General features: G+C 46.0%; 21 protein-coding genes. 20 read left to right on the top strand and 1 reads right to left on the bottom strand.

Features of this window, described 5'->3' with window-relative positions; genetic code table 11:
• The first annotated feature begins 6 nt into the window (after positions 1–6).
• The 4 genes from K401_RS0112985 to K401_RS34055 all read left to right on the top strand — a co-directional run bounded on the left by K401_RS0112985 (position 7) and on the right by K401_RS34055 (position 4,313).
• The gene (locus K401_RS0112985) at positions 7–1,023 is read left to right on the top strand and encodes a substrate-binding domain-containing protein (RefSeq protein ID WP_438830323.1); all 1,017 of its coding nucleotides are present in this window, start codon (positions 7–9) and stop codon (positions 1,021–1,023) included.
• A 222-nt stretch (positions 1,024–1,245) separates the two neighbouring features.
• On the top strand, positions 1,246–2,637 hold the full coding sequence (locus K401_RS0112990; RefSeq protein WP_024293359.1) for a tryptophanase: 1,392 nt from the start codon (positions 1,246–1,248) through the stop codon (positions 2,635–2,637).
• Positions 2,638–2,667: 30 nt separating this feature from the next.
• Positions 2,668–4,170 carry a sodium-dependent transporter gene (locus K401_RS0112995; RefSeq protein WP_024293360.1) on the top strand — a complete coding sequence of 501 codons (1,503 nt, stop codon included), beginning with the start codon at positions 2,668–2,670 and terminating at the stop codon, positions 4,168–4,170.
• A 38-nt stretch (positions 4,171–4,208) separates the two neighbouring features.
• Positions 4,209–4,313, top strand: a complete 105-nt coding sequence (locus tag K401_RS34055; RefSeq protein ID WP_156882246.1) for a MetS family NSS transporter small subunit — start codon at positions 4,209–4,211, stop codon at positions 4,311–4,313.
• A gap of 80 nt (positions 4,314–4,393) precedes the next feature.
• Here K401_RS34055 and K401_RS0113005 read toward each other — a convergent pair whose 3' ends face one another.
• Positions 4,394–5,281, bottom strand: a complete 888-nt coding sequence (locus K401_RS0113005) for a LysR family transcriptional regulator (RefSeq protein WP_024293361.1) — start codon at positions 5,279–5,281, stop codon at positions 4,394–4,396.
• Between the two features lie 327 nt (positions 5,282–5,608).
• Between K401_RS0113005 and chvE the strand changes: the two genes are divergently transcribed.
• The 16 genes from chvE to K401_RS0113090 all read left to right on the top strand — a co-directional run bounded on the left by chvE (position 5,609) and on the right by K401_RS0113090 (position 26,765).
• Positions 5,609–6,772, top strand: coding sequence for a multiple monosaccharide ABC transporter substrate-binding protein (gene chvE, locus K401_RS0113015; protein ID WP_024293362.1), 1,164 nt, complete (start codon positions 5,609–5,611; stop codon positions 6,770–6,772).
• 80 nt (positions 6,773–6,852) lie between these two features.
• Entirely contained in the window at positions 6,853–8,427 is a 1,575-nt protein-coding gene (gene mmsA / locus K401_RS0113020; protein WP_024293363.1) for a multiple monosaccharide ABC transporter ATP-binding protein, read from the top strand.
• A 39-nt stretch (positions 8,428–8,466) separates the two neighbouring features.
• A complete protein-coding gene (gene mmsB / locus K401_RS0113025) occupies positions 8,467–9,642 on the top strand; it encodes a multiple monosaccharide ABC transporter permease (RefSeq protein WP_024293364.1) in 1,176 nt (391 codons plus the stop codon).
• A 244-nt stretch (positions 9,643–9,886) separates the two neighbouring features.
• Positions 9,887–10,441: a dTDP-4-dehydrorhamnose 3,5-epimerase gene (gene rfbC, locus K401_RS0113030; protein WP_024293365.1), complete on the top strand. Its 555-nt coding sequence runs from the start codon at positions 9,887–9,889 to the stop codon at positions 10,439–10,441.
• A gap of 15 nt (positions 10,442–10,456) precedes the next feature.
• Positions 10,457–11,269 carry an ABC transporter permease gene (locus K401_RS0113035; protein ID WP_024293366.1) on the top strand — a complete coding sequence of 271 codons (813 nt, stop codon included), beginning with the start codon at positions 10,457–10,459 and terminating at the stop codon, positions 11,267–11,269.
• A gap of 33 nt (positions 11,270–11,302) precedes the next feature.
• Complete coding sequence (locus K401_RS0113040) at positions 11,303–12,649, top strand: ABC transporter ATP-binding protein (protein ID WP_024293367.1); 1,347 nt, start codon at positions 11,303–11,305, stop codon at positions 12,647–12,649.
• Between the two features lie 13 nt (positions 12,650–12,662).
• Complete coding sequence (locus K401_RS0113045; RefSeq protein WP_024293368.1) at positions 12,663–13,442, top strand: class I SAM-dependent methyltransferase; 780 nt, start codon at positions 12,663–12,665, stop codon at positions 13,440–13,442.
• Positions 13,429–16,542, top strand: a complete 3,114-nt coding sequence (locus tag K401_RS0113050; protein WP_024293369.1) for a glycosyltransferase — start codon at positions 13,429–13,431, stop codon at positions 16,540–16,542. Before K401_RS0113045 ends, K401_RS0113050 begins: the two co-directional genes overlap by 14 nt.
• 155 nt (positions 16,543–16,697) lie before the next feature.
• The gene (locus K401_RS0113055; RefSeq protein ID WP_024293370.1) at positions 16,698–17,789 is read left to right on the top strand and encodes an acyltransferase family protein; all 1,092 of its coding nucleotides are present in this window, start codon (positions 16,698–16,700) and stop codon (positions 17,787–17,789) included.
• 227 nt (positions 17,790–18,016) lie between these two features.
• A complete protein-coding gene (locus K401_RS0113060; protein ID WP_024293371.1) occupies positions 18,017–18,772 on the top strand; it encodes a nucleotidyltransferase family protein in 756 nt (251 codons plus the stop codon).
• Positions 18,766–19,836: a GHMP family kinase ATP-binding protein gene (locus K401_RS0113065; RefSeq protein ID WP_024293372.1), complete on the top strand. Its 1,071-nt coding sequence runs from the start codon at positions 18,766–18,768 to the stop codon at positions 19,834–19,836. The genes K401_RS0113060 and K401_RS0113065 overlap by 7 nt, the downstream gene beginning before the upstream one ends.
• 36 nt (positions 19,837–19,872) lie before the next feature.
• Complete coding sequence (locus tag K401_RS0113070; RefSeq protein WP_024293373.1) at positions 19,873–20,469, top strand: D-glycero-alpha-D-manno-heptose-1,7-bisphosphate 7-phosphatase; 597 nt, start codon at positions 19,873–19,875, stop codon at positions 20,467–20,469.
• A complete protein-coding gene (locus K401_RS0113075) occupies positions 20,457–21,092 on the top strand; it encodes a D-sedoheptulose-7-phosphate isomerase (RefSeq protein ID WP_024293374.1) in 636 nt (211 codons plus the stop codon). The genes K401_RS0113070 and K401_RS0113075 overlap by 13 nt, the downstream gene beginning before the upstream one ends.
• Positions 21,093–21,161: 69 nt before the next feature.
• Positions 21,162–22,985 carry a putative glycosyltransferase family protein gene (locus K401_RS0113080; protein ID WP_024293375.1) on the top strand — a complete coding sequence of 608 codons (1,824 nt, stop codon included), beginning with the start codon at positions 21,162–21,164 and terminating at the stop codon, positions 22,983–22,985.
• 17 nt (positions 22,986–23,002) lie between these two features.
• A complete protein-coding gene (locus K401_RS0113085; protein WP_024293376.1) occupies positions 23,003–24,394 on the top strand; it encodes a hypothetical protein in 1,392 nt (463 codons plus the stop codon).
• Positions 24,395–24,494: 100 nt separating this feature from the next.
• Complete coding sequence (locus K401_RS0113090) at positions 24,495–26,765, top strand: glycosyltransferase family 39 protein (RefSeq protein WP_024293377.1); 2,271 nt, start codon at positions 24,495–24,497, stop codon at positions 26,763–26,765.
• Positions 26,766–26,844: the final 79 nt, after the last annotated feature.

A 26,844-nucleotide genomic window follows, 5' to 3' on the forward strand; every position in this document is an offset into this window, starting at 1 on the left:
GTGGTGATGCTCTGCTGTGCTCTGACGGCAGGATGCACAAATGCTAAGGCAGAGACAGAGACCCAGGCTTTGACAAAGGCCGGGGAGAGCCCCCTGCAGATTGGGCTGAGCTTTGATTCCTTTGTGATCGAGCGGTGGATCAGGGACCGGGATGTTTTTGTATCCACGGCTAAGGAGCTGGGAGCAGAAGTCAATGTACAAAATGCCAACGGGGATGTGAACGAACAGATTGAGCAGATCAAATACTTCATAAAAAAGCAGATGGATGTGATTGTGGTGGTGGCAGGAGACTGTGAAGCATTGTCCGATGTGATGAAAAAGGCAAAGGATGCGGGAATCAAAACCATGAGCTATGACCGGCTGGTCAGGAATGCGGACTGCGATATGTACATATCCTTTGACAACCGGGAGGTGGGAACGCTGATGGCAGAAAGCCTGGTGGAAAACATCCCTGAGGGAGGCAGGATTTTCATGATCCAGGGGCCTGAAACGGATCATAATGTGGCAATGGTCCGGGAAGGCTTTGAATCGGTAATAAAGGGAAAAAACCTGGAGGTGGTCTATAAAAGCAACTGTGAAGGCTGGCTAGCGGAGCATGCCTTTGATTATGCCAAGGAAGCTTTGGAACAATACCCGGATGTAAAGGGGATCATGTGTGGAAACGACGATCTGGCTACCCAGGTTTTCCGGGCTTTGTCGGAAGACAGGCTGGCAGGAAGAGTCTGTCTTGTGGGCCAGGATGGGGATTTAATGGCCTGTCAGAGGATCGTGGAAGGGACCCAGAATATGACAGCCTTTAAATCTGTGGAGGAAGAAGCCAGAATAGCCGCGGAATACGCGTTGAAGCTGGGAAAAGGGGAGCCGTTGGAAGGAATTAAGACTACTATTAACGATGGAACCTACGATGTTCCAAGCCTGGAACTGAGGCCGGTGGCGGTCACCAGGGAGAATATGGATTCCGTCATCATTCAGGGAGGATTCCATGGAAAAGAAGATGTGTACTTAAATGTAAAGCAGCAGTAGCATGTTTTTGCAGCGAAAAAGTCCTGAGCAATCAGGGCTTTTTTATATTGTGAGATTAACTCTTTTTTATCAAATCGTAACCCGTCATGCGCTTTTTGGATATATATCATAATAAATTTGTTGTGATGCCACCTTTTTTAGTCATTTTACAAATGATTTTTAATGTATTAAAATAAAAACATATTAAAAATACACATAAAAAGCAAAAGGAGAGAAACAAAGATGGCTGTAAAGTATATTCCAGAACCGTTCAGAATCAAAATGGTAGAACGAATTAAAATGTTAAATCAAGAGGAACGTTTGGAAAAAATCAAGGAGGCTAAGTATAATTTGTTTAGTCTGAGGGGAGAAGATGTCTATATTGATCTTTTAACCGACAGCGGAACCAATGCTATGAGTGACGGCCAATGGGCAGGAGTCATGAAAGGCGATGAAGCATATGCCGGTTCATCCAGCTACTATAAATTAATTGATGCCGGTAAAGATATATTTGGTTATGATTTTATACAACCGGTTCACCAGGGCCGTGCCGGCGAAAAGGTGCTTTTTCCGATTTTCCTTTCCAAAGGTAAATTTGCTATTTCCAATATGTTCTTTGATACAACAAGAGCTCATGTAGAGCTGGCAGGGGCAAGAGCCATTGACTGCGTGGTGGAAGAAGCAAAAAATCCGTCTATAAGAGCTCCGTTTAAAGGCAACATGGATGTTGTGAAATTAGAAAAACTAATCAATGAACTGGGTGCTGAAAATGTTGGTCTTGTTGTAATGACCATTACCAACAATTCGGCAGGCGGTCAGCCCGTATCCATGGCAAACATGAGAGAGGTATCAGAAATTTGTAAAAAGTATGATATTCCTCTTAACATTGATGCCGCCAGATATGCTGAAAATGCTTTTTTCATAAAGCAGCGGGAAGAAGAATGCAAGAATATGTCCATAAAAGAAATTGTCAACAAAATCTTCAGCTATGGTGACATGTTTACAATGTCTGCCAAAAAGGATACAATTGTAAATATCGGCGGTCTGATCGGAATAAAGGATGGCAATTCTCCAATAATTTTAAAAGTAAAAGCCAACTGTATTTCATACGAAGGATTTTTTACTTATGGAGGACTTTCCGGACGGGATCTTGAAGCTCTGGCAATTGGTCTTTATGAGGGTATTGACGAAAACTTCTTAAGATACCGCATTGGTCAGATGGAATACCTGGCAGGTAAATTAGACGAGGCAGGAATCGCTTACCAGTCACCGGTGGGCGGTCATGGGGTCTTTGTGGATGCAGCAGCATTTTTCCCTCATATTCCATATAATGAATTCCCTGCGCAGGTGCTTGCAATAGAGCTTTACAAAGAGGCTGGAATCCGTACCTGTGACATCGGTTCCTTTATGCTGGGTAACGACCCGGATACCGGTGAACAGCTTCATTCCGAGTTTGAATTCACACGCTTTGCGATTCCCCGCCGTGTTTATACACAGGCCCATATTGACATCATGGCTGATGCATTGATCGCAATCAAGGAAAGAGCATCTGAAATCAAACGCGGATACCGCATCACCTGGGAGCCGCCGATTTTACGCCACTTCCAGGCATCTTTGGAACCCATCGAATATTAAGAATATATCCGACATTAGGGGGTATTTACTATGCGAGATCAATGGAACAGCAGAACAGGTTTTTTATTTGCAGCAATTGGGGCTGCAGTTGGATTAGGTAATTTATGGAGGTTTCCGTTTCAAGCTTATAAAAATGGTGGTGGAGCATTTTTTCTTCCATACTTTGTAGCAATTATTACATGTGCCGTTCCATTAATGATCATGGAATACACCTATGGCCGGAGAATACGAGGCGGTTCAACAAAGGCATTTGCCAGACTAAAGAAGAAATTAGAGATTATTGGCTGGGTACAGGTTATGGTGCCCATCGTGGTCATGATGTTCTACAGCACCATCATATCCATATCCGTGGTCTTTATGATCTACTGTATCGGTCATGCCTTTGGTATCGTAAACTGGATGAGCAACCCGGGCCCGCTGTTAGGTGTTATTACCGGGCAGGCCCAGAATGCTTTCGACTTTGGAAGCGGAATCAGCCTTTATATGCTGGGCGCAGTGGTGGTAGTATGGTTTTGCAACTGGGCCATTGTCCGGAAGGGGATTTCCGGAGGAATTGAAAAGGCCTCAAAGATATTCACGCCTCTTCTTATGATTTTGATGATCATTTTTATGATTAACTCCATGAGGCTGGAGGGGTCATATATTGGATTGAATGCATTGTTTACACCGGACTTTTCTAAAATTTTAAATCCCAGCATATGGGTTGCAGCATATGCACAGGTATTTTTCTCCACCACACTTGCAGTTGGTGTTATGATTGCTTACGGTTCTTATCTGGGAGAAAAACAGGATATCGTAAACAACTCTTTTATCACCGTACTGTCAAACAGCTCTTTTGATATTATTGCAGGAATCACCGTATTTTCAACCCTGGGTTTTTTGGTCAATAAACAAGGCGTTTCTTTCGACTCCTTCGGAACCGGGGCCGGAGTTGCTTTTATTGCATTTCCTATAGCAATTTCAACCATGTCATCTAATATTGTGGTTCAGGGTATTTTAGGATTTTTGTTTTTCTTTTGTTTATTTATTGCAGGAATCTCCTCCAGCATTTCTATGCTTGAGGCATTCAATACTTCAGCCCTGGATAAATTTAAGATTTCGCGTAAAAAATTGACCAACATCATTTCCATCGCCGGTTTTATCGGAAGTGCCACCTTTGCCACATACTGCGGATTTAACTATATTCTGGATCTGGTGGATTCTTACGTGGCAAACTATGTGATCGCTACTCTTGGCCTGGTGGAAGTAGTTGCAGTCAGTTACATTTACGGTACAGAGAAACTCAGAGAAGATGCAAACGAATATTCTGACTTTAAGATCGGTAAATGGTGGGATTACTTATTAAAATACTTTACCCCCATCTTATTGGGAATTACTGTTATTACAAATTTTGTATCCGGTATCATGAAGATGTTTGGTATGGATTCTGTAACACTGATATCAAATATTGTGTTCGGCTGGGGAACGGTTGTACTTATGATCGGTGTTGCCATTGTATTCTTTAAACGTCCATGGCAAACTGATATTGAATGACTTTAAGATCTGATTCCATCAACAAGGGGGAAATTACTATGAATCCATTTGCATTGGCTATGATGCTTGTCGGTTGTTCTGTTGTATGGGGTGGACTGTTTCTATGCGTAGGCATAGCCCTCACTAAAAAAACGGAAGAATAAATAAGGCAGTAAAATCAAAAGGGATATTGCAGAACTAACCTAAGTTAGTCAGGCAATATCCCTTTCTCTTTATCCATTCATTAATTGTCTTTTAAAGAAGCTAATTGAAGAAAGATTTTTATAAAAGGATTTTCATTGGATTTCTGGTACATGGCAACAAAATTACCGGGGTCAAAATCCTTTAAATTAATGGCCTTTACATTCGGTGTCAAATGCTTGATACAAATACTTGGCAAGAATGCCACACCCAGTCCTGATTCCACCATTAATATCTGCGATTCCAGGCTGTTGGCATTCATGCTGTCTTTGATGTTAAAGCCGGCCGTCATTGTAAATTGTTTTAAGGTCTCCAGAGAGCAGGGGCCTGAATCCTCGCTTAAGGTAATTAATGTATATTCATTCAGTGAATCGGCTGATATGATATCAAACTGAGCAAGAGGATGCTTTTTATTTACAATGATATACATAGTAGAAGGAAAAACCGGCTTTACCACGGTCTCATCCTGTGAAACAAAAGCAGGACTGAAAGGAAGAGTAAAGACGATATCTAATTTTCCGGCTTGCAGGTATGTTATAAGATCGTTATAGTTGTACTTTGCAACCAAAACATCAATATCCGGATAAAGGGCCTTAAACTCAGAAACTACCTGTGCTATTAAAATATGTTCATAATGGCCAAAGCCAATTTCTAATACTTTGGGATGCAGTTTAGCCGTCTTTTGTGTTTGAGAAATCATATCACTGTACAGTTCTATCACCTTTAAAGCTTTGCGATAAAAAACTTCTCCTGCAGGTGTAAGCAAAACAGTTCTGTTGTTGCGCTTAAGCAAGACGACTCCAACTTCTTCTTCTATGGCCGCAATCTGGCGGCTCATGGCTGTTTGCACCATGTGGTGTTCCTGGGCAGCCTTTGTAAAATTCTTATGTTTTACAACTGAAACAAAATAAGCCAATTTTCTGATTTCCATTTAACCACCATATTTTTTCAATGAGAGATAACTTGCCAGGCTGAGATCAATTATAAATGAAACGATTACCAAGATTATTCTAACAAGATGCCTGAAAAATTGCAACCGGAAGTCTTGGAATCGTCTCTGCTGAAATCAAATGTTTTGGCAGCCTCATTCTCATCAACAATCACAGCAGTAGCATTTTTTTGCTGCGAAAAAGTCCTGTGCATTCAGGGCCTTTTTTATTTGAATCAATACGTGCTAATTGTTCACAAACAAGTCCTGTTCTATCCGTGATAAGATGACTTTGTCAGTAAAACAAATATTGGAGGAGGAAGAGATACCATGAAACGAAAATTTTTAGCGGCTGCAATGGCTTTTGCCCTGACGGCAGGAATGCTTTCCGGATGTGCCAGCTCCACAGGCTCTGCACCTGAGAGCAAAGAGACCCAGACGACTGCAGCAGCCACCACAGAAGCCGAAAAAGCGGCTGAGACCAAGGCAGAGGAAACCAAAGCAACGGGGGGGAGCGGAACCTTAGTCGGAGTTGCAATGCCCACCAAGGACTTACAGCGGTGGAACCAGGATGGATCCAATATGAAAAAGGAACTGGAAGCCGCCGGATATAAGGTGGATTTACAGTATGCCAGCAATGATGTCCAGACTCAGGTATCCCAGGTAGAGAATATGATTTCCAACGGCTGCCAGATCCTTGTGGTGGCTTCCATTGACGGAAGCTCATTGGGAGAACCCTTAAGCCAGGCCAAGGCCATGGGCATTCCGGTCATTTCCTATGACCGTCTGATCATGAACTCTGATGCTGTTACTTATTATGCAACCTTTGACAACTATAAAGTCGGACAAAAGCAGGGTGAATATCTGGTAGAGGCTCTGGGCCTTGAGACCGCTGCGGAGCCTAAGAACATTGAGCTGTTTACCGGAGACCCGGCTGACAACAACTGCAATTTCTTCTTTGGCGGGGCAATGGATGTCCTTAAAAAGTATATTGACAGCGGCAAGCTGGTGGTAAAATCCGGTCAGACTGCTTTTGAGCAGGTAGCCACTGCTAACTGGGATTCTGAGAAAGCCCAGAACCGTATGGATACCATTATTGCAGGCAACTATTCTGACGGAACCGTATTGGACGCAGTCCTCTGCTCCAACGATTCCACTGCCCTGGGAGTGGAGAACGCCCTTGCTTCTTCCTATACCGGAAAATATCCCATCATCACAGGACAGGATTGTGATATTGCCAATGTAAAGAACATGCTCCAGGGAAAACAGGCCATGAGCATTTTTAAGGATACCCGTACCCTTGCGTCCCAGGTAGTAAAGATGGTGGATTCTGTTATGCAGGGCGGAGAAGCGGAGATCAACGATACGAAATCCTATGATAACGGAACCGGGATCATTCCCACCTATTTATGCGATCCGGTAGTGGTAACGGTTGACAACTACAAGGATATGTTGATTACTTCCGGTTACTACACGGAGGACCAGTTAAAGTAATTAAATGATTTTCTTATGAGGACGGCTTCTTACAGGTGTGGAGGCCGTCCTTAAGAAATGACGGCAAGGGAGGGATATTCTTGGCAAAAATACTTTTGGAAATGAAGAACATAACCAAGACATTTCCAGGCGTCAAGGCTCTGGATAATGTAAACCTTCAGGTAGAGGAAGGGGAAATCCATGCCCTGGTTGGGGAAAATGGAGCCGGTAAATCTACTCTGATGAACGTGCTCAGCGGCATTTATCCCTATGGCACCTATGAGGGAGATATTATTTACGGCGGAGAAATCTGCAAATTTAACCATATCAGTGACAGTGAACAAAAGGGAATCGTCATCATTCATCAGGAGCTGGCCCTTGTCCCCTACATGACGATTGCTGAAAACATGTATCTGGGAAATGAAAAGGGGAAAAGGTACGCAATCAACTGGAATGAAACTTACGGGGAGGCGGACCGGTATTTAAAAACCGTTGGGCTTATGGAATCTTCCCAGACACTGATCAAGGATATCAGCGTAGGCAAGCAGCAGCTGGTGGAAATCGCAAAGGCTCTTGCAAAGAATGCCAGGCTTTTGATCCTGGATGAGCCTACCGCATCATTGAATGAAGATGATTCCAAGTCCCTTCTGGAGCTTTTGCTGAAATTTAAATCAGAGGGATTAACTTCTATCATTATTTCTCATAAACTGAATGAAATTGCCTATGTGGCGGATAAGATCACAGTCATCCGCGACGGCTCGACCATAGAAACTCTGGACAGGAAAAAGGATGCCATTACCGAAGACCGGATCATCAAAGGCATGGTGGGACGGGAGCTGGTGGACCGTTTTCCCAGGCGGTGTGACGTGGAAATCGGTGAAAAGGCCATGGAGGTAGAGCACTGGAGTGCCTGTCATCCTTTGTATTCTGACCGGAAGGTGGTAAGCGATGTCTCCTTTCATGTGAGAAAAGGAGAGGTGGTAGGAATCTGCGGTCTGATGGGTGCCGGAAGAACAGAACTTGCCATGAGCATTTTCGGAAAAAGCTATGGGGTCAATATTTCCGGAACAATCCGCATTCACGGAAAAGAGACATCATTAAATTCTGTCCGGGATGCGATCCGTCACAAGCTCGCTTATGTCACTGAGGACCGGAAGGGCAACGGCCTGATTCTGGGGACTCCCATTAAGATCAACACGACCCTTGCCAATATGCAGGCCGTCAGCCGCCATACCATTATTGATAAGGATAAAGAATTTGAGGTGGCAGAGGATTACCGGGATAAGCTGAAAACCAAATGCCCCACAGTGGAACAGAACGTGGGAAATTTAAGCGGCGGAAACCAGCAGAAAGTCCTTCTGTCAAAATGGATGTTCGCGGAACCTGATATCCTGATTTTAGATGAACCTACCAGAGGGATCGACGTAGGCGCAAAATACGAGATATACTGCATCATCAACCGTCTGGCCTCGGAAGGCAAATCAATCATCATGATATCATCAGAGCTTCCGGAAGTGCTTGGAATGTCCGACCGGATTTATATCATGAATGAAGGCCGAATGGTGGGAGAGGTCAGCGCGGCCGAGGCGACTCAGGAAAAGATCATGGCCTGTATCTTAAAGTCAGATAAACACCCTGAGGGCATCCCTTTATGCCCTGAAGCGGGGGCAAATTAGAGGCAATACGGGCAAAGCTAGAAGAAAGGTGTGTAGAAGATGGAGAATAAGATGAAATTATCTGAGGGATTAAAAAAATATACGATGGTGATCGTTCTGGCTGTTGTAGTCATTCTTTTCACGGTCAACACCGGAGGAAAGATGCTTCTGCCCCAGAATGTGAACAATTTAATTGCCCAGAATGCCTATGTATTTATCCTGGCCACTGGTATGCTTTTTTGCATCCTCACAGGAGGCAACATTGACTTGTCCGTAGGCTCTGTGGTTTGTTTTGTAGGGGCCATAGGCGGAAGCATGATGATCACCATGGGGATTAACCCTTATCTGACCTTGCTTGCAATGCTGATTATGGGCGTACTGGTGGGCGCATGGCAGGGCTTCTGGATCGCATACGTGCGGATCCCTCCTTTTATCGTAACCTTGGCCGGTATGCTCATGTTCCGGGGGTTATCCAATGTGGTTTTACAGGGAATGACCTTGTCCCCTATTCCGGAACCATTTTTAAACCTGTTTAACACCTATGTCCCGGATATCTTTGGTATTCAGGGCTTTAACCTGACCTGTTTTCTGGTGGGCATCATTGCCTGTCTTGTTTTTGTGGTTCTGGAGCTTTTAAACAGGAGAAGAAAGCTTCAAAAAGGATACCGGGTGGATCCCCTTGGAGGCCTGGCTGTCAAAATGGCTCTTATCAGCTTTGTGGTTTTGTTCTTTATGTATAAGCTGGCCAGATATAAAGGGATTCCAAACGCCCTTATCTGGGTGACGGCGATCATTGGGATCTACAGTTATATTTCTTCCAAAACAACCACAGGACGGTATTTTTACGCTGTGGGCGGAAATGAGAAGGCAACCAGGCTGTCCGGCATTGACACCAATAAAGTGTATTTTCTCGCTTATTTGAATATGGGTCTCCTGGCAGCAGTGGCAGGTATGGTGACCGTTGCCCGGTTAAATTCTGCCAATCCTACGGCAGGAAACAGCTACGAAATGGATGCCATCGGTGCCTGCTTTATCGGAGGCGCTTCCGCATACGGCGGTACAGGAACTGTGCCTGGAGTTATTGTAGGCGCGACTCTTATGGGCGTGCTGAACTTAGGGATGAGCATCATGGGTGTTGACCAGAACCTGCAGAAGGTGGTAAAAGGAGCGGTTCTTATGGCGGCAGTTATATTTGATGTGGTGAGTAAGAGAAAGTCGTTTATTGTGAAGCAGTAAGTTGGTAAGGATTATTTTTCCGTGGAAGTGACATTCTAAAATGCTGTTTTCTTATACATTCGTATGAGAGACAGCATTTTTTATCTGCAATAAAAGACATTTTCCGCATTTTCTTTTCTCATAATTTGTCCGCAAAGGAACGGTTTATTTAAATAAAAATCCCCCTATATATAGAAATCTGGCCCAACTTGTGGTAGAATGCTACAAGTAAAAGAATGTTTTGATAGGTAAAGGAGCATAAATTATGGGAAAGATAAAAGTAACAACATGCGGAATCAAAGGACTTTTTGTCATTGAGCCTGCGGTATTTCACGATTCCAGAGGATATTTCATGGAAACCTATAACCAGAAAGACTTTCAGGAGGCAGGGCTTGACATGGTTTTCGTACAGGACAACCAGTCCATGTCCGTAAAGGGCGTACTGCGGGGCCTTCATTTCCAGAAGCAGTTTCCACAGGGAAAGCTGGTGCGGGTAGTGAGAGGAAGGGTATTTGACGTGGCAGTGGATCTGCGTTCCGCTTCCGAAACCTATGGAAAATGGTTTGGCGTGGAGTTGTCTGCGGAGAACAAAAAGCAGTTTTACATTCCGGAAGGCTTTGCCCATGGATTTTTAGTTTTGTCTGATGAAGCGGAATTCGCATACAAATGCACTGATTTTTATCATCCCGGTGATGAGGGCGGAATTTTATGGAGCGATCCGGAGATCGGCATTGACTGGCCGGTAGAGGAAGGCATGGAGCTGATCATCTCTGAAAAGGATCAGAAGTGGGGCGGAATCCGGGATACCTTTAAATTTTAGCGAGAGGAGAAAACCATGAAATATCTGGTTTCCTTAATAAAAGAAATTATTGCAAAGAGGAAGCTCATCCTGGATCTGTCAAAGGCAGATTTTAAAAAACGGTTTGTAGGCTCCTATTTCGGGATCGCATGGATGTTTTTACAGCCCATGGCAACGGTTTTAGTATACTTTTTTGTATTTCAGATGGGCTTTAAGAGCGTGCCCCCTGTTCCGGAATACCCCTACGTGCTTTGGCTGATTCCGGGCATTGTGCCCTGGTTTTATTTCAGCGAGGTGCTGAACATGGGAACTGGCTGTCTTCAGGAATATAATTATCTGGTGAAAAAGGTGGTGTTCCGGGTGGAGATCCTTCCGGTCATCAAGATGATTTCCTGCCTGATGGTACATGGCATTTTTGCAATCATCATGATCGTGGTATTTTTCTGCTATGGCTTTTTTCCAAAGGCCAGCTGGATCCAGATCCTGTACTATTCCTTTGCAAGCTCCATGCTGTCTCTGGCTATTGCGTATTTTACCAGCGCCATTCACGTGTTTTTCAAGGATATGGCACAGATCATAGGCATTTTCCTGCAGTTTGGGATGTGGATGGTGCCCATCATGTGGGCGCCGGAAATGTTTTCCTCGATTCCCTCCTGGCTGCCGGTTCTGCTTAAGCTGAATCCTTTCTATTATATTGTGGCCGGGTACCGGGACAGCATGCTGACCGGAAACTGGCTGACAGAACGGCCGACCCTGGGACTTTATTTCTGGTCAGTGACCATTGTCCTGATGCTTTTGGGACTGAAAGTATTTAAAAAGCTGCGCCCGCACTTTTCCGATGTGCTGTGAGAAGGGATAATTTAATGTAACATGGAGGATTCAATGTCCGTAGAATGGAACAACAAAGCAATATCTGTTAATAATGTAACAAAGATCTATAAATTATACGACAAGCCTGTTGACCGGTTAAAAGAGGCTTTAAGCGTGACCCATAAAAATTACCACCGTGATTTCTACGCCTTAAACGGCATTTCTTTTGAGGTAGAAAAGGGACAGACCGTAGGAATCATCGGAACCAACGGATCAGGGAAATCCACCATTTTAAAAATCATTACAGGAGTCTTAACACCATCCTCAGGCACCCTGGAGGTCAACGGGGTGATTTCCGCACTTTTGGAGCTGGGAGCCGGTTTTAACATGGATTATACGGGAATCGAAAACATCTACATGAACGGCACCATGATGGGATTTTCCAAGAAAGAAATGGATGGAAAGCTTCGGGACATCCTGGATTTTGCGGACATCGGAGATTTTGTCTATCAGCCCGTGAAGACTTATTCAAGCGGTATGTTTGTCCGCCTGGCATTTGCCCTGGCTATCAACGTGGAGCCTGAGATTCTCATTGTGGACGAAGCATTGTCCGTGGGAGACGTATTTTTTCAGGCCAAATGCTACCGCCGTATGGAAGAAATCCGTCAGAACGGAACCACTATTTTGATGGTTACCCATGATATGGGAGCGATCATCAAATATTGTGACCGCGTCGTTGTTTTAAATAAAGGAAATTTTATCGCCGAGGGAGAGCCTGGAAAGATGGTGGATCTTTATAAAAAGATCCTGGCCAATCAAATGGATGACCTTGGGGAAGATTTAGAAGAAATAAGAAAAGGCATATTAAATGACTTTTCCGGAGAACAGGCCTCAGTTCAGATGCAGTCCCAAAGTTCCCGCCAGGAAGGGTTTATGAAGGAAAAGCTCACCATCAACCCCAGCCGCACGGAATACGGCGATAAACGGGCGGAGATCGTGGATTTCGGACTTCTGGACGAAAGAGGGAATGTGACTAACCTTCTGCTGAAAGGGGAACGCTTTACCATAAAGGAGCGGATTCATTTTCATACGAAAATCGAGACGCCCATCTTTACCTATACCATCAAGGATAAACGGGGAGCCGATTTGACCGGCACCAACACCATGTACGAGGCCTCCGATGTGCAGGCCGTGGAAAATGGCGATGAATATGAGGTGGAATTTAACCAGAAAATGACCCTTCAGGGAGGAGAGTATCTCCTTTCCATGAGCTGCACCGGATTTGAAAACGGAGAACATGTGGTTTATCACCGTCTGTATGACATCGCAAATATTACGGTCATTTCCAATAAAAATACGGTAGGTATTTATGATATGGAACCGGAAGTAAGCTTAAAGCTTTACCGGGCAGGAGAGTGAGGAGGAAACGTCCATGAATGATATCAGCCCTGAACTGAAAAAACTGTTTATTAAATACCATGGAGATACGAAAAAGCTGCTCCAGGAAAACCCCAATCTGGACTACTTGTACGCGTTATCCGAGATTCGTGAGAACCTGTTGGAATGGTATGAATTTGATGAGGCGGGTTCTCTCCTTCAGGTGGGGTCTGACTACGGGGCCCTGACCGGCTTATACAGCAGGCGGGTCAGGCAGGTGACCGTCCTTGACCCTGACAGTCACAATTTATCGGTCAACCGTTTGCGCAATGAGGCACAGGAAAACATCCGGTATATAACCGGGGATTTAGACTCCTTTGAAGAGGAAGGCTTTGATTATGTGGTAATGGTCGGTTCCTTAAGACAGCCCTATGACAAACACATAAGTAAGGCCAAATCCCTTTTAAAGCCGGAAGGAAAGCTGATCCTTTCCATATGCAACCGTCTTGGCCTTAAATATCAGGCAGGTGCTGTCCCTGATCAGGACCGGCTTTCCAGGGAAGAACTTTTAGAGCTTTTGCGTGGAGAAGAGACCAGACAGGGAAAGGTGGAAGTTTACTATCCAATGCCTGATTACCGCCTGCCTATCACCTTATATTCCGATGGATATCTGCCGGGCAAAGGAGATTTAACCCATGCCATCCTGGCTTACGATTATCCCAAGTATTTAAGGTTTGATTTAGGAAAGATGTATGACGAGGTGTGTGAGGGAAAGCAGTTTGAGACATTTGCCAATTCATTTTTAACCATTTGGAGCAGCCATGAAGAAAATTAATTTTGTAAAATACAACAGGACCCGCAGGGAAGCGTTCCAGATACGTACCAGCCTGGTGGAGCAGGATGGCTGTCCTTATGTGGAAAAGACGGCTTTAAAGCCTGAGGGCGTTGCCCATATAAAGTCCCTTGGGGTAAAATATAAAAGCCTTACAGAGCAAAACCAAAGGTTAAAGGTTGCCGGGGTTTCCATAAGTTCCGATGGAAGGACTGCCCGTTTCGATTTCCTGAAAGGCCAGACCCTTTCCGAGCTTCTGGGAAAAGAGATCCAGGATGGAAAGGTTTCCGTGCCACAAATGGAAGATGGGATTTCCCTCATCATGGGGGCAAAGGAAAACTGCATCATTCCCTTTACAATTACGCCTGAATTTGAAGAGGTCTTTGGGAAGCTGACTGAAGCTGATGAACGCTTTAAAAAGGACTGGGCGTTTAAAACCTCCAACATTGACTGTCTGTTTGAGAACATCATGATCACGGAGGATGGCCCTTACTGCCTGGACTATGAATGGGTATTTTCCTTCCCGGTCCCGGTCACCTTTATAAAGTTCCGGGTCCTTTATTACTTTTATGAACAGTATAAAAGCATTTTGTCTTATGGCTCCATGGAAGCCTTTATGGAGGAGTTCGGCGTGGAGGCAGAGCGCCTGGGCACCTATGAGGAGATGGAACGGTGCTTCCAGGACTATGTTCACGGAGAGAACCAGCAGATCTACCTGGTCAACTACATGCATGAAACCCATGCCCTGCCTGAAGACATGTATGAAGTATCCAGGGTGATCGACGAGACAAAGGAGCACATTACCCAGTTGGATATGGAGATCCGGGAAAAGGATGTGCTCATCACCAGGCAGCAGGAGGAGAAACGCCTGACTGACAATCATGTGGGAAACCAGGAAGCTATCATCCAGGCGCTGCGGGCAGATTGCAGCAATATGAGTGAAATGATCGCCACCCTCCAGAGACATCAGGCATTGACCTACCGTGTCAGAAGAAAGCTGGGAAGAATCTTTAACGATAAGTTTCCTCAAGGGACCCAAAAACGGAAACTGCTGATTTACGCCAAGGATACGGTGTTCCATCCCTTAAAATCCTTCCGCCTTTATACAACAGAAGAGGGGCGGAACCTGATTGAAGGGGATATGAAGATCGGAGAGGCCTACCGGGTCCATGGAAAGCTTCGTTTCATAAAAGAGGGCCATCCAATGGTGTCCATCATCATTCCCGTATACAACCAGATCCATTATACCTATGCCTGTCTGGTGTCCATTCTGGAACATACAAAGGATGTGGTGTATGAGGTTATCATAGCGGACGATGTTTCTTCAGATGCAACAGCTGAGCTTTCAAAATTTACGGAAAATGTGGTCATATGCCGCAATGAAACAAACCAGGGATTCTTAAGAAACTGCAATCAGGCCGCCAAGGCTGCCAGGGGAAAATATGTCATGTTCTTAAACAATGACACCCAGGTAACAGAAGGCTGGCTAAGCAGTCTGGTGAATTTGATTGAATCTGATCCTGCCATCGGCATGGTTGGCTCCAAGCTGGTCTACCCTGACGGAAGACTGCAGGAAGCCGGAGGCATCATTTTCCGCGACGGATCCGGCTGGAATTACGGACGTCTCGACGATCCGGAAAAGCCGGAATACAACTATGTAAAAGATGTGGACTATATATCCGGGGCCGCCATCCTTCTTTCCAATGAGCTGTGGAAACGGATCGGAGGATTTGACGACCGTTATGCCCCTGCATACTGTGAGGATTCTGACCTTGCCTTTGAGGTGCGCAGGGCCGGTCTGCGGGTGGTTTATCAGCCCTTTTCCAAGGTCATTCATTTTGAGGGCATTTCCAACGGAACGGATGTCAATGGCTCTGGACTTAAGCGGTATCAGGTGGAAAACGGCTTAAAGCTAAAGGAAAAATGGACGGAAGAACTGAAACAGCAAAGTGAAAACGATGGAAATCCCGACGTTTTCCGGGCCAGGGAGAGAAGCCAGGGTAAGGACATCATACTGGTCGTGGACCATTATGTTCCCACCTATGACAGGGATGCCGGTTCCAAGACCACCTTCCAGTATTTAAAGATGTTCCTGGAAAAGGGTTATGTGGTGAAGTTCCTTGGAGATAATTTCCTTCATGAAGAGCCTTATTCCACCGCTTTGCAGCAGTTGGGGATCGAGATTCTCTACGGTAAGGAATACCAGGTAAAGATCTGGGAATGGCTGAAGGAACATGGAAATGATATAAAGGTTGCTTATTTAAACCGTCCCCATATCGCTGCAAAATATGTGGATTTTATTAAAGATAAGACAAACATTAAGATGATTTATTATGGACATGATCTGCATTTCTTAAGAGAAGGCAGGGAGTATGAGCTGACCGGAGATCCCAAGAAGAGGGAAGCTTCCGAGTACTGGAAGTCTGTGGAGCTTCGCCTTATGAAAAAGACTGCGGTATCCTATTATCCGTCTTATGTGGAGCGGGAGGCCATTCATGAGATCGAGCCATCCATCCATGTGAAAGCCATTGTGGCCTATGTCTATGAAAAGTTTTTAAACCACATTCCCGATGATTTTGAAAAAAGGGAAGGACTTTTGTTTGTGGGTGGATTTGCTCATCCGCCTAACGCAGATGCAGTTTTATGGTTTGCACAGGAAATATTCCCGCTGATCCGGGAACAGCTTTCCATGAATTTCTATATCGTAGGTTCCAGAGTAACGGATGAGATCAAGGCTTTGGAACAGCCGGGCAACGGGATCATTGTCAAGGGATTTGTATCAGAGGACGAACTGGAAAGGCTTTATTTAAGCTGCCGGGTGGTAGTGGTGCCTCTGCGTTACGGCGCAGGGGTCAAGGGAAAGGTCATTGAAGCTTTATATAACGGCGCTCCCGTGGTCACAACCTCCATTGGAGCAGAGGGAATCCCGGAAGCGGACCAGGTTATGGTGGTGAGAGATGAACCGAAGGCCTTTGCAGAGGAAGTGGTTTCCCTGTATCAGGACACAAAACGGTGCAGGCAGATGTGTCTGGAAACTCAGAATTACATCCGAAAGTATCACAGCATAGAGGCTGCCTGGAACGTGGTGGGAGAAGATTTTTAGATGGAAAGGCTTAACGTCTCCATTGGATTGCAGAGGCGCGTAAATGTATGGTGTCACCCAGAGCGTGACCCGCGCCTCGCAGTAGGTGCGCTTTGATTTATTTGAATCGGGATAAAAGGGCAAAGGAGAAGGCGACAGGAAAGGAAGAGGATCGCATGGAAGAGAAAAAGAGAGACCGGCTTCTGCTCTGGGACATTTTAAAAGGGATCGGGATCGTATCCATTGTGTTCGGCCATTCCCAGAACCTGGGGATCGCCATCCGTACGGTGTATTATTACCATCTGGCCATATTCTTTTTCGTTTCAGGATATCTGTACAATGAAGAGCGTTATGGGGATGCCCCCTTTGAATTTTTTTCACGGCGGCTAAAGAACATGTGGGTGCCTTATTTCTGCTATGGAAGCATGTTCGTTTTATTACATAACCTCCTTTCCTGGTACCTGCTTTTTCCGTCTGATGCCTATTACGGCAAAAGGGAAATGCTCATTGCAATGGGAAATACCCTGTTCCTTCGCTGTCCGGAAGGCCCGTCAGGAGCCATGTGGTTTGTGCCTCTCATGCTGGCGTCCGGAACAGGCTTTTCAGCCATCCACTGGTTTTGCCGGAATTATCTGCCTGCTTCCCTACGGGCATGGGCGGCTGCGGTTCTATGCATCGGGGCAGGGCTCTTTGGCGCAGCACTGAGCCGGCGGGAGATATTCTTAAACTACCACCTTCAGACCGCCTTCCTGGTAATTCCCATCTACTATGGCGGATATGCCCTGCGGACCTGGAAGATTTCCGTTGAAAAATATGTGACATGGTATGGAGCGGCCGCTTGCGCAGGACTTTTCTATTATTTCCTCATGTTTACCGAAGAAAGTGTGGAGCTGTCCGCCAATCAGATACCAGAAGGGATCAATTTCTATATCATTTCCGCAGCCGGCATTTATCTTTGCTGCTATGGGGCAAAATGCCTGCAAAAGATTCCTATGGCCGGGAAGACTGCGGCCCTGCTTGGAAAATATTCCTTTGATATCATGGCTCTTCATTTCCTGGTGTTTAAGCTCTGTGACCGGATTTATGCCCAGATCATACTGGAGCCTGCAGAAAATCAGGGAGGCTTCCCCCATTCCTATCCGGAGCTTCATGCGGTCTACCTCATTTTGGGAGTAATTCTTCCGGTGCTTTTCGCCATAGGATCCAGGAAAGCCATTCATGGCCTGGGACGCGTGTTTCAGACCTGGGCAGGGAAGCCACAGAAATGATCTTTATGGATCACTGTGGGAGATATATGTTATACTATCCAGGAAAGCACTGAGCAGTGCGAAATAAGGCAGGGAAAAGCTTTCGTTGTGCTTGCACATAAGAAAACTTTTTCATGACTTATTTCATAGGGCGAATGCCCGTGAGCAAGTAAAACCGCAGGTTTTACGAGCTGCACTGCAAACTTATGATATAATACCGTTAGCAGAAATATCAGGAGGATACAGATATGCAGGCAATTTTACTGGCAGGAGGCCTTGGCACCAGACTTCGTTCCGTGGTGAGTGACAGGCCAAAGCCAATGGCGCTGATCGGAGACAAGCCTTTTATGGAATATGTAGTGGCGGAACTGATCAGAAATGGAGTCAAGTCAATCATTTTTGCCGTAGGCTACAAAGGTTCCATGGTAGAAGAATATTTTAAGGATGGGTCCAAATGGGGAATCCATGTTTCATATGCCTATGAAGAAGAGCTTTTAGGAACTGCCGGTGCCATTAAAAATGCCGGTGCTAAGGTAACAGAAGACCAGTTTCTCGTATTGAATGCAGATACCTTTTACCGAATCGATTACAGCAGACTTACATCCCTTGGCAAGGAGCGCGGCCTTGACATGGCTCTGGTGCTGCGGGAAGTGCCTGATGTGTCCCGCTACGGACAGGCTGTTCTGGAAGACGGCTGGCTTAAGACCTTTAATGAGAAGACTGACGAAAAGCGCCGGGGTACCATAAACGGAGGCATTTATTATCTTAAGCGGGAACTTCTTGATGAGATACCCCAGGGAAAGGTGTCCCTGGAGCAGGACATGATTCCCAAATGGCTTTCAGAGGGCAAAAAGCTGGGCGGCTTTGTAAGCGACGGATATTTCATTGATATCGGCATTCCTGAGGATTATTACCGGTTTGCAGAAGATGTGAGGAAGCACCTTACAGGTTTATGCCCGGAGAACACGGGCGGAGAGGGGAAAAGAGAGGTGAGCTTATGGTAATCAGAGGACGTGCTCCCCTGCGGGTGAGCTTTGGAGGAGGAGGAACCGATGTGGCTCCCTTCTGCGTGGAGCAGGGAGGGGCAATTATCGGCAGCACCATTAATAAATACGCATACTGCTCCATCGTGCCAAGGGATGATGACCAGATCATCGTCCATTCCCTGGACTTTGACATGACGGTGAAGTACAATACCAAAGAAAATTATGTATATGACGGGCGTCTGGATCTGGTAACAGCAGCCTTAAAGGCAATGGATATCAAACAGGGCTGTGAGGTGTACTTACAGTGCGATGCCCCTCCGGGATCAGGCCTTGGAACTTCCTCCACCGTTATGGTAGCTCTTTTGACGGCCATGGCCAAATGGAAAGGCGTGGAGATGGACAGTTATGCCATGGCAGACTTAGCCTACAAAGTGGAGAGGGAAGATTTAAAGATCGACGGAGGATACCAGGACCAGTACGCCGCAACTTTTGGAGGCTTTAATTTCATTGAGTTCCACGGCCGCAATAACGTGGTAGTCAATCCTCTCCGCATAAAAAAAGAGGTCATACATGAACTGCAGTACAATCTGCTCCTTTGCTATACAGGAAACATCCATATCTCTGCCAACATCATAAAAGATCAGGTAAAGAACTATGAAAAAAAAGATCCTTTTGATGCCATGTGCGAGGTAAAGGCCCTTGCCTATGCCATGAAGGATGAACTGCTGAAAGGAAATCTTTACAGCTTTGGAAAGCTTTTAGACTATGGCTGGAAGAGCAAGAAGCGCATGAGCAGCAAGATCTCCACCCCTCACATTGACGAGCTTTATGAGGAGGCACTAAAGGCCGGAGCCCTGGGAGGAAAGCTTTTGGGAGCCGGTGGCGGCGGATTCCTTCTGGTATATTGCCCCTATAATGTCCGCCATAAGGTGGCGGCGCGCATGGAAGCGGCCGGGGGACAGCTTACGGACTGGAACTTTGAACTGCGGGGCGCCCAGGCCTGGATCAACGATGAAAAACGGTGGAATTATGAGGAAATTAAGGTCGCCATACCTGGAGGCGAATATCATTTTCCATTATAGGCATGGAAAAAGGGCAGCAAAAAGGAGGGAAAGACCATGGACAGAATCATATTTTTAGACCGGGACGGTACCATCAATGAAGAGGTGGAATATTTACACCGGCCTGAAGATCTGGTGATCCTTCCCGGAGTGCCGAAGGCTCTAAGACGGCTTAGAGTGCAGGGCTTTAAGCTTGTGGTGGTCACCAACCAGGCCGGAGTGGCAAGGGGCTATTACAAAGAAGAAGATGTAAAATCCCTCCATGAGTACTTAAACAGCCTTCTGTCAAAGGAAGGAGCCTTTATAGACCGTTTTTATTACTGCCCCCATCATCCGGTTTACGGGATCGGAGAATACGGCCGGGAATGCCATTGCCGTAAGCCGGAAACAGGAATGTTTGAGATGGCAGAGGCAAGCTTTCCGGTGGACAAGTCCCATTCCTATATGATCGGGGACAAGCTTCTGGATACGGAAGCCGGAAAAAGGTATGGAGTGGGCACGGTTTTGGTGGGTACCGGGTACGGAAAAGAATTATACGGCGGCCTGACTCAGGAAGAAAAAAAGAATTCTTTTGATTTTTACGCACCCACCATGAAAGAAGCTGTGGACTGGATACTCAACAGAGAAGGAGTGTGTGAAACATGGAACCAATGAACTATTTAGACGAACTCATTGAACGTTATCCTGTACTGGCCGGCATAAAGCCTCAGATCAGGGAAGCTTATGAGATTCTGGAAACATGTTATGAAAACGGCGGAAAGCTTCTGATTGCCGGAAATGGCGGAAGCTGTGCAGATGCAGAGCATATCGTAGGAGAATTGATGAAGGGCTTTGTAAAACGCCGTCCCGTTTCAGAGGATTTTGCAGGGAAGCTGTTAGAGGCAGATCCAGAGTTTGGAAAAGAATTGGGAGAAAAGCTTCAGGGAGGCCTTCCGGCCATAGCCCTGACCGGTCATCCAAGCCTTTCTACGGCATTTCTAAACGATGTGGACGGAGAACTGATCTACGCCCAGCAGACTTACGGATATGGAAGGAAGGGAGATGTGCTTTTAGGCATATCCACCTCCGGCAATGCGAAAAATGTGATGTATGCCGTGACAGCAGCAAAGGCAATTGGCATGAAGACCATCGGTCTTGCGGGAAAAGACGGAGGACTTTTAAAAAGGTCAGCGGATGTGACCATCGTTGCTCCGGAAATGGAGACATTTAAAATACAGGAGCTCCATCTTCCCATTTATCATGCCCTCTGCCTGATGTTAGAGGAGCGGTTCTTTTAAGCTGTTCTGTAACTATGATCACATCTCCCGTGCAGAGGTGTGGGGATTGAAATAAGAAAGGGGCGAAAGATGAAAGACAGACAATGGATAGCCGGGTGGAAGGATGAAATCATTGCAGCTGCACTTTTGCTGGGCTTTGCATTTTTCATAAACAGGGGAATTGAGATAAAAGGGCTTTATATGGATGATTTATACCTTTGGTCCTGCTACGGAGAGCAGTCCTTCCGTGAATTCGTATTCCCCCTGGGAAGCACCCGGTTCCGTTTCGTTTACTATCTGGCAGCCTGGCTGGAACTGATGGTCTCGGGAAGCCATATCAGCTGGTTTGTACCCTTTAATATCCTTTTAAACGGCTGTATCGCCTACACGGTCTACCGGTTTGGGAGACGTTTGTCAGGCAGGTGGCTGATGGGATTTTTCTGCGGGATCTTATACCTGCTTTCCCGGATGTCTTATTACCAGATCAGTCAGGTATACGGCCTGATGGAAAGCATGGCTTTATGGACTGCCCTGGGAATTTTCTATTGTCTCTACCGTTATATATCCGAGGAAAAGGAAAGAAAATGGTTTGTGCCTGCTGCAACCGTAATGTATTTTTCCATCTGCTTCATCCATGAACGCTACATGGTGCTTTTACCCCTGTTTTATGCAGCGTTTCTCATGAAAAAGGAAAAACAGAAAAAGCCCTGGCTGAGCATTACCGGGGCGTTCCTGGCCGTTCAGGCTATCCGTTTCCTGACCATTGGGAGCATTTCTCCGGCAGGGACCGGGGGAACGGATGTGGCGGATACCTTCCACATTTCTGATACCTTCCGGTATGCCGTTAGCCAGGTGTTCTACCTATTCGGGATCAATGCGGGTCCTGACCATTTAAACGGCTTAAGCTGGGGGAAATCGCCTTACTGGCTTCATGTCCTGGTGATATTTGCGGATATCCTTCTTGTTGTGATGACCGTGGTTTTCCTTGTAACCGTCATACGGGAACGGGAGCAGCTAAAAAAACGCCTTCCTGTGATCTGCCTGTTTCTTCTGTTTATTGCACTGTGCATCGGCTCCTCCAGCGTCACCATCCGGGTGGAGACCCGGTGGATCTACGTTTCCATGACCGCAGCGTGGCTGTTTGCCGCTTACATGTGCGGTGTGGTGGTGCCGAAAGGGGAAGCCAAAACAAAGCTCTCCAAGCCCCTTTTATACTGCGGTCTGTTCCTTTTTTACGGTGTTCTCATGGTTCCGGTTGAAAGCTTTTACCGTGGGAAATACGAGAACCTTTACTACTGGCCCTCTCAGCTTCGGTATAATTCTCTTGCGGATGAAACTTACGGGAAATACAAGGAAAACATATTCGGAAAAAAAATCTATATCATCGGCAATTCCTATGAGATGAGCGATTTTACCGCCAGGACATTTTTTAAAACCTTTGACAAGGACAGGCTGGCAGAAGGGACCGAGGTTTCTTTCATTAGTTCCATTCACGATATCGGACTGGTGACTCCAAACATGCTGATCCTGAGAGAAGATCCGGCCCATAACGCGTTTCAGGATGTTACCGACTTTGTGCGGAACATAAAATTTGAGCCGGTTTATGGCTGTTATGAGGATGGCTGGCTGGATGAAAGTGCCAAAATACGGATCATGGCGGGGAAAGAAGGAAAGATTGGTCTTAAATTCTATTATCCCGGCGTTATCACCGGCCTTGAGCAGGTTCTGGTGACAGTGAACGGGACAGAAAAACATGCCATTCCTATTCAATCCAACACGGTGACGGCCGAAATTGACGCAACCTCCTTTCAGGTCACGGAGTTAGATTTTGAAAGCAACTTTTTCTATGAAAATGCAGCGGAGCAAAGAGGAGAGAAGCATCTTTCCATCGTTGCTTCTGTAACGGCAAATTAAATGCAGAGGTGAAATACATGAAGGGAAAGCATTTGTATGGTCTGTTCCCCCTTTTGGGAACCGTTTTTGGCCTCTGGTATATTTTTACGGCAACCTGTGACGGAATTTATTCCGATTACGTCCGCCTTGTAAACAGTTATCTGCCTGACGTATGGAATCCGGCCAAATTCTTTGTGCCGGATATCCTGACCAGGATCCCTGTCAATTATCTGGGAAGGATCCTTAACATCTCTATGTTCGGCTATAACATCATGTTTGACCGGGTACTGGGCGTTTTGGCCCTGGGGCTTTCCGGCCTGGCCCTGGGAAGCTACTGCAGCCGCAGGAAGGTTTCTTTGGCCTGGTTCGGGGTTTTGATGGCAGTGCTTTTCAGTCTCAACAAGTGGGAAATGCTGACCAATGGAAGCGGCTGGACTCATTTCTTATCCTTTGCCTGCTTTTATTATCATTATGAGGTTATGGACCGTGTATGGAGCGGCCAGGAGAAAAAATATGACAGGGTAAGGCTGATTCTCCTTCCGTTTTTCACGACCCTGCTGGTGGCAGGCCCTTACTGTGCCATCTATTCGGTGACAGTCATTTTAGCCTGCGGCCTCATGTACCTGTTGAAAAAAGAGGATTCAGGAAGGGGTTGGGGGGGATATGGTCTTTGCGCTCTGATTCCCCTTCTCCTGTATTTATGGAGCAATGCCTATGCGGTGGAAGATCATGCGGCTCCGGCTACGGTGCCTCTGCTTGTCCAGTTAAGGGATACGCCCGGTTTTTTTGTCCGTTTTTTCATAAAATCTTTTTCCTCCATGGTAATAGAAGGGGAACAGGCTGAGAAAATCTTTCGAACCAATACTCCGTTTTTGATTCTTGGTTTTCTGGTGATCCTGCTGTATCTGTTTGCTCTGTGGCTGAACCTTCGGTACCGTTTGTATGAAAAGACGGTCCTTCCTCTTATCCTCATCGTGTCAGGAGGTTTAAACCACGTGCTCATTGTCTTGTCCAGGTGGATATTCCTCCAGGAAAATTACGGGTTAAGCTCCAGATATGCTCTCCAGTTCCAGTCCGGGATCCTTGGAATCCTGCTGACCTTTGCCCTATTATCAAAGCAAAGGAAGAGGAAAGGCCAGACCTCCCTTCGAATCGTTGCCTGTGCTGCCTGTGTACTGTTTCTGGCAGGAAACTGCTACACCACCTATGTAGAGATAAAAAAGGCACCTCACCGAAGGGGAAGCTTTGAAACAAAGGCGCAGTTAGCTTTAAACTTTGAAACTGCTACAGACGATGAACTGAGGGAAGGTTTTGAATACAGGCCCAGCAGGGCAGACAGCGGGGCCAAGGTCCGGAGCGCGCTTACGATTTTAAAGGAAAACGGATACAGCATATTCCGGAATGATTTTAAACAGGATGATGGAAAGTAAAGCAGCCTTTAATCCACCCTTGCGGATCAACTGGATATGCAGAAACAGTACGTAAATCCGTTTGATTCATGGATATAAAAAATGACAGTCGGGGGTTTTTATGGGGAGATCAAAAAAGCATGGATATGGGGTCCTGGTGTTTATGCTTCTTTCAGCGGCAGGGATCCTGTATTCTTTGAACCAGATCTTAGACCAGGAAGTTTTTCAGTGGATCATGAACCAGAGGGAATACAAGACCATGGTGGCAGAGACGGCGGCGCTGTTTGCTGCCTTCTGTTTATCAGGCTTTTTGTTTCCCAAAAACAGTCAAAAGCTTATAGCGGCGGTATTTATCACGGCCGTCTTTTTGTGGGCCCATATGGCCTTTGTTCCGGTACTGGTCACAGGCCTTTATCTGGCCTATATTTTGTTCTTTGGCCGTTTTCTCCGTGTGTTCCTGTGTAAGCTTCCAAGGGAAGATGGATTGGCTTCTGATTTTCTCACAGGTGCATCCTCTCTCATAGTTGTCTTTTGCATTATGTCTGCCATCGGCATTGGCTCCATCCGTCATCTGACCGTGTTTGTTTTTATCAGTGCCGGGGTCCTTTTGCTTTTAGGAAGATCCTGTCTGGGAGGCGGAAGAAAGGGAAATGCTCCGGCTTTTAGCGGAAAAGAAATTTTCCTTCTGGCTTTTCTTCTGACCATGGTGTGCCTTCAGGCAGGGAGACTTAACATTGCCGTGGATTATGACAGCTTGTGGTACGGAGTCAGATCCCGCTATATCCTGGATAATGGCCATGGGATTTATGAAAATCTGGGAACCATAGGGATCGTCTACACCTATTCCAAAGGTTTTGAGGTTTTGACCCTGCCTTTGTCCCAGCTTCCATCCTACAGTTTTGTGACTTCGATCAATTTGTGGCTGTCTTTGGGAGTCCTTTTTCTGGGCTATAAAATCGGCCGCTTTTATTTAAAACGGGAACAGGCGGTCTTTTTAGCTGCCCTTTTGTCGGGAGTTCCAGGTATTATGAATATGGCGGTTACGGCCAAAAGTGACATCATCACCCTGCTCGTCCAGGAAATCATGGTGTATTATCTTCTCAGATATATAAAAGCAGGGCAAAAGTCCTGGCGTTATCTGGGTTATGGGATGGCGGCCTTTTTTCTCAGCCTTACCTTAAAACCAACGGCCCTGATCTTTTCCACCGCTGTTTTTGGAATGGGATTTTTGTACCTGATGGGAAAGCTTTTACTTCCCAGCTTTGGGGCAGAAGCGAAGAACAGCGGAGCAGCGGCAGTTATGGCGGGTGCAATCCTGGCATTAGGAGGAATCTGGGCGAGAACGTTTCTGCTGACAGGGCTTCCCCTTACATCCGTTTTCTCCTCCCTTCTCACAAAGATAGGGTTTCATATGAAATATCCGTTTATGATCAATTCTATCCCCAATTACGGTGCAGGAATGTCCCTTGGAGAAAAAGCAGTCCGGCTGGCAAACCGGTTGAATGGATTTTTCTTTTGTCCTGTAGGAGAGGATATGGACCACGTGGTCCTGGCCTGGGGTGGATTTCTGCTGTATTTTCTTCTCTTATTGTGGATTGCAAGCCGTTTTTACGGTAAAAATGTGGATAGAGGGAAGAATTGCCAGCTGTCCGCCTTTTTGAAAGTGATCTATGTGCCGTTTTTGATTGTTAATCTTATCAGCTTTGCCATGCTGACTCAGGTAGATGGGAACTATTTCATGCTGCTTTACGTACTTACTGCGGTTGCTGTCCTGAAAGCTGCGTCAGAAGCCAGGGAAAAGACCTTGTGGCGGGGAGGCATGGGAGTCGGAGTCTGGGTGCTATTATTTTCCGTATTCGTTACCTCCATGACCAGCTGGAACTGGAGCCTTGGTTTTACACCTGTGTCACTATCCCATAAAGGCTATTACGACCATCGGGAAGCCGCCAGGCAGGACATGGCTTCAAAGGGAAACGGTGCAATATGGGATATTCTTGCCGCTGATCCGGAAACCAGGCTCATTGCTGTTGGAGACCATCCGGATGTGCTGGTATTCCCTTGCAATGTTCAGTCCTATGATGATATTACAGGGGTATGGGGAAATGTGGTTTTAGTCAAGAAAATGGATTATTTCGTGGAATTCATGGATTATGCAAAAACAGACTATGTTTATGTCCAGGCGGGCTATACTGGAGAAGAAAACCGTTCCTATACACTGGTCAGGGACTTAATTGAAGGTGGAAAGCTGATACCGGTATGCTATGATAATGGAAACCTTTTGGCAATGGTGGATGTGAACGGAGATTACAGCGAAAAATCAGCCCAGGCATTGACAGAATTTGAACAATGTTATATAAAAAAGGAAACAAATGAAGAACAACAGCATGGATAAACTGTAACATAACAGGAAGAGCTCTAGGGTGAAAGAAAACCTTCTTTCAGTCCTGAGCTTGGGAATCAACTGGATATGT

It is taken from the genome of Lacrimispora indolis DSM 755, assembly GCF_000526995.1.
GTDB lineage: Bacteria > Bacillota > Clostridia > Lachnospirales > Lachnospiraceae > Lacrimispora > Lacrimispora indolis.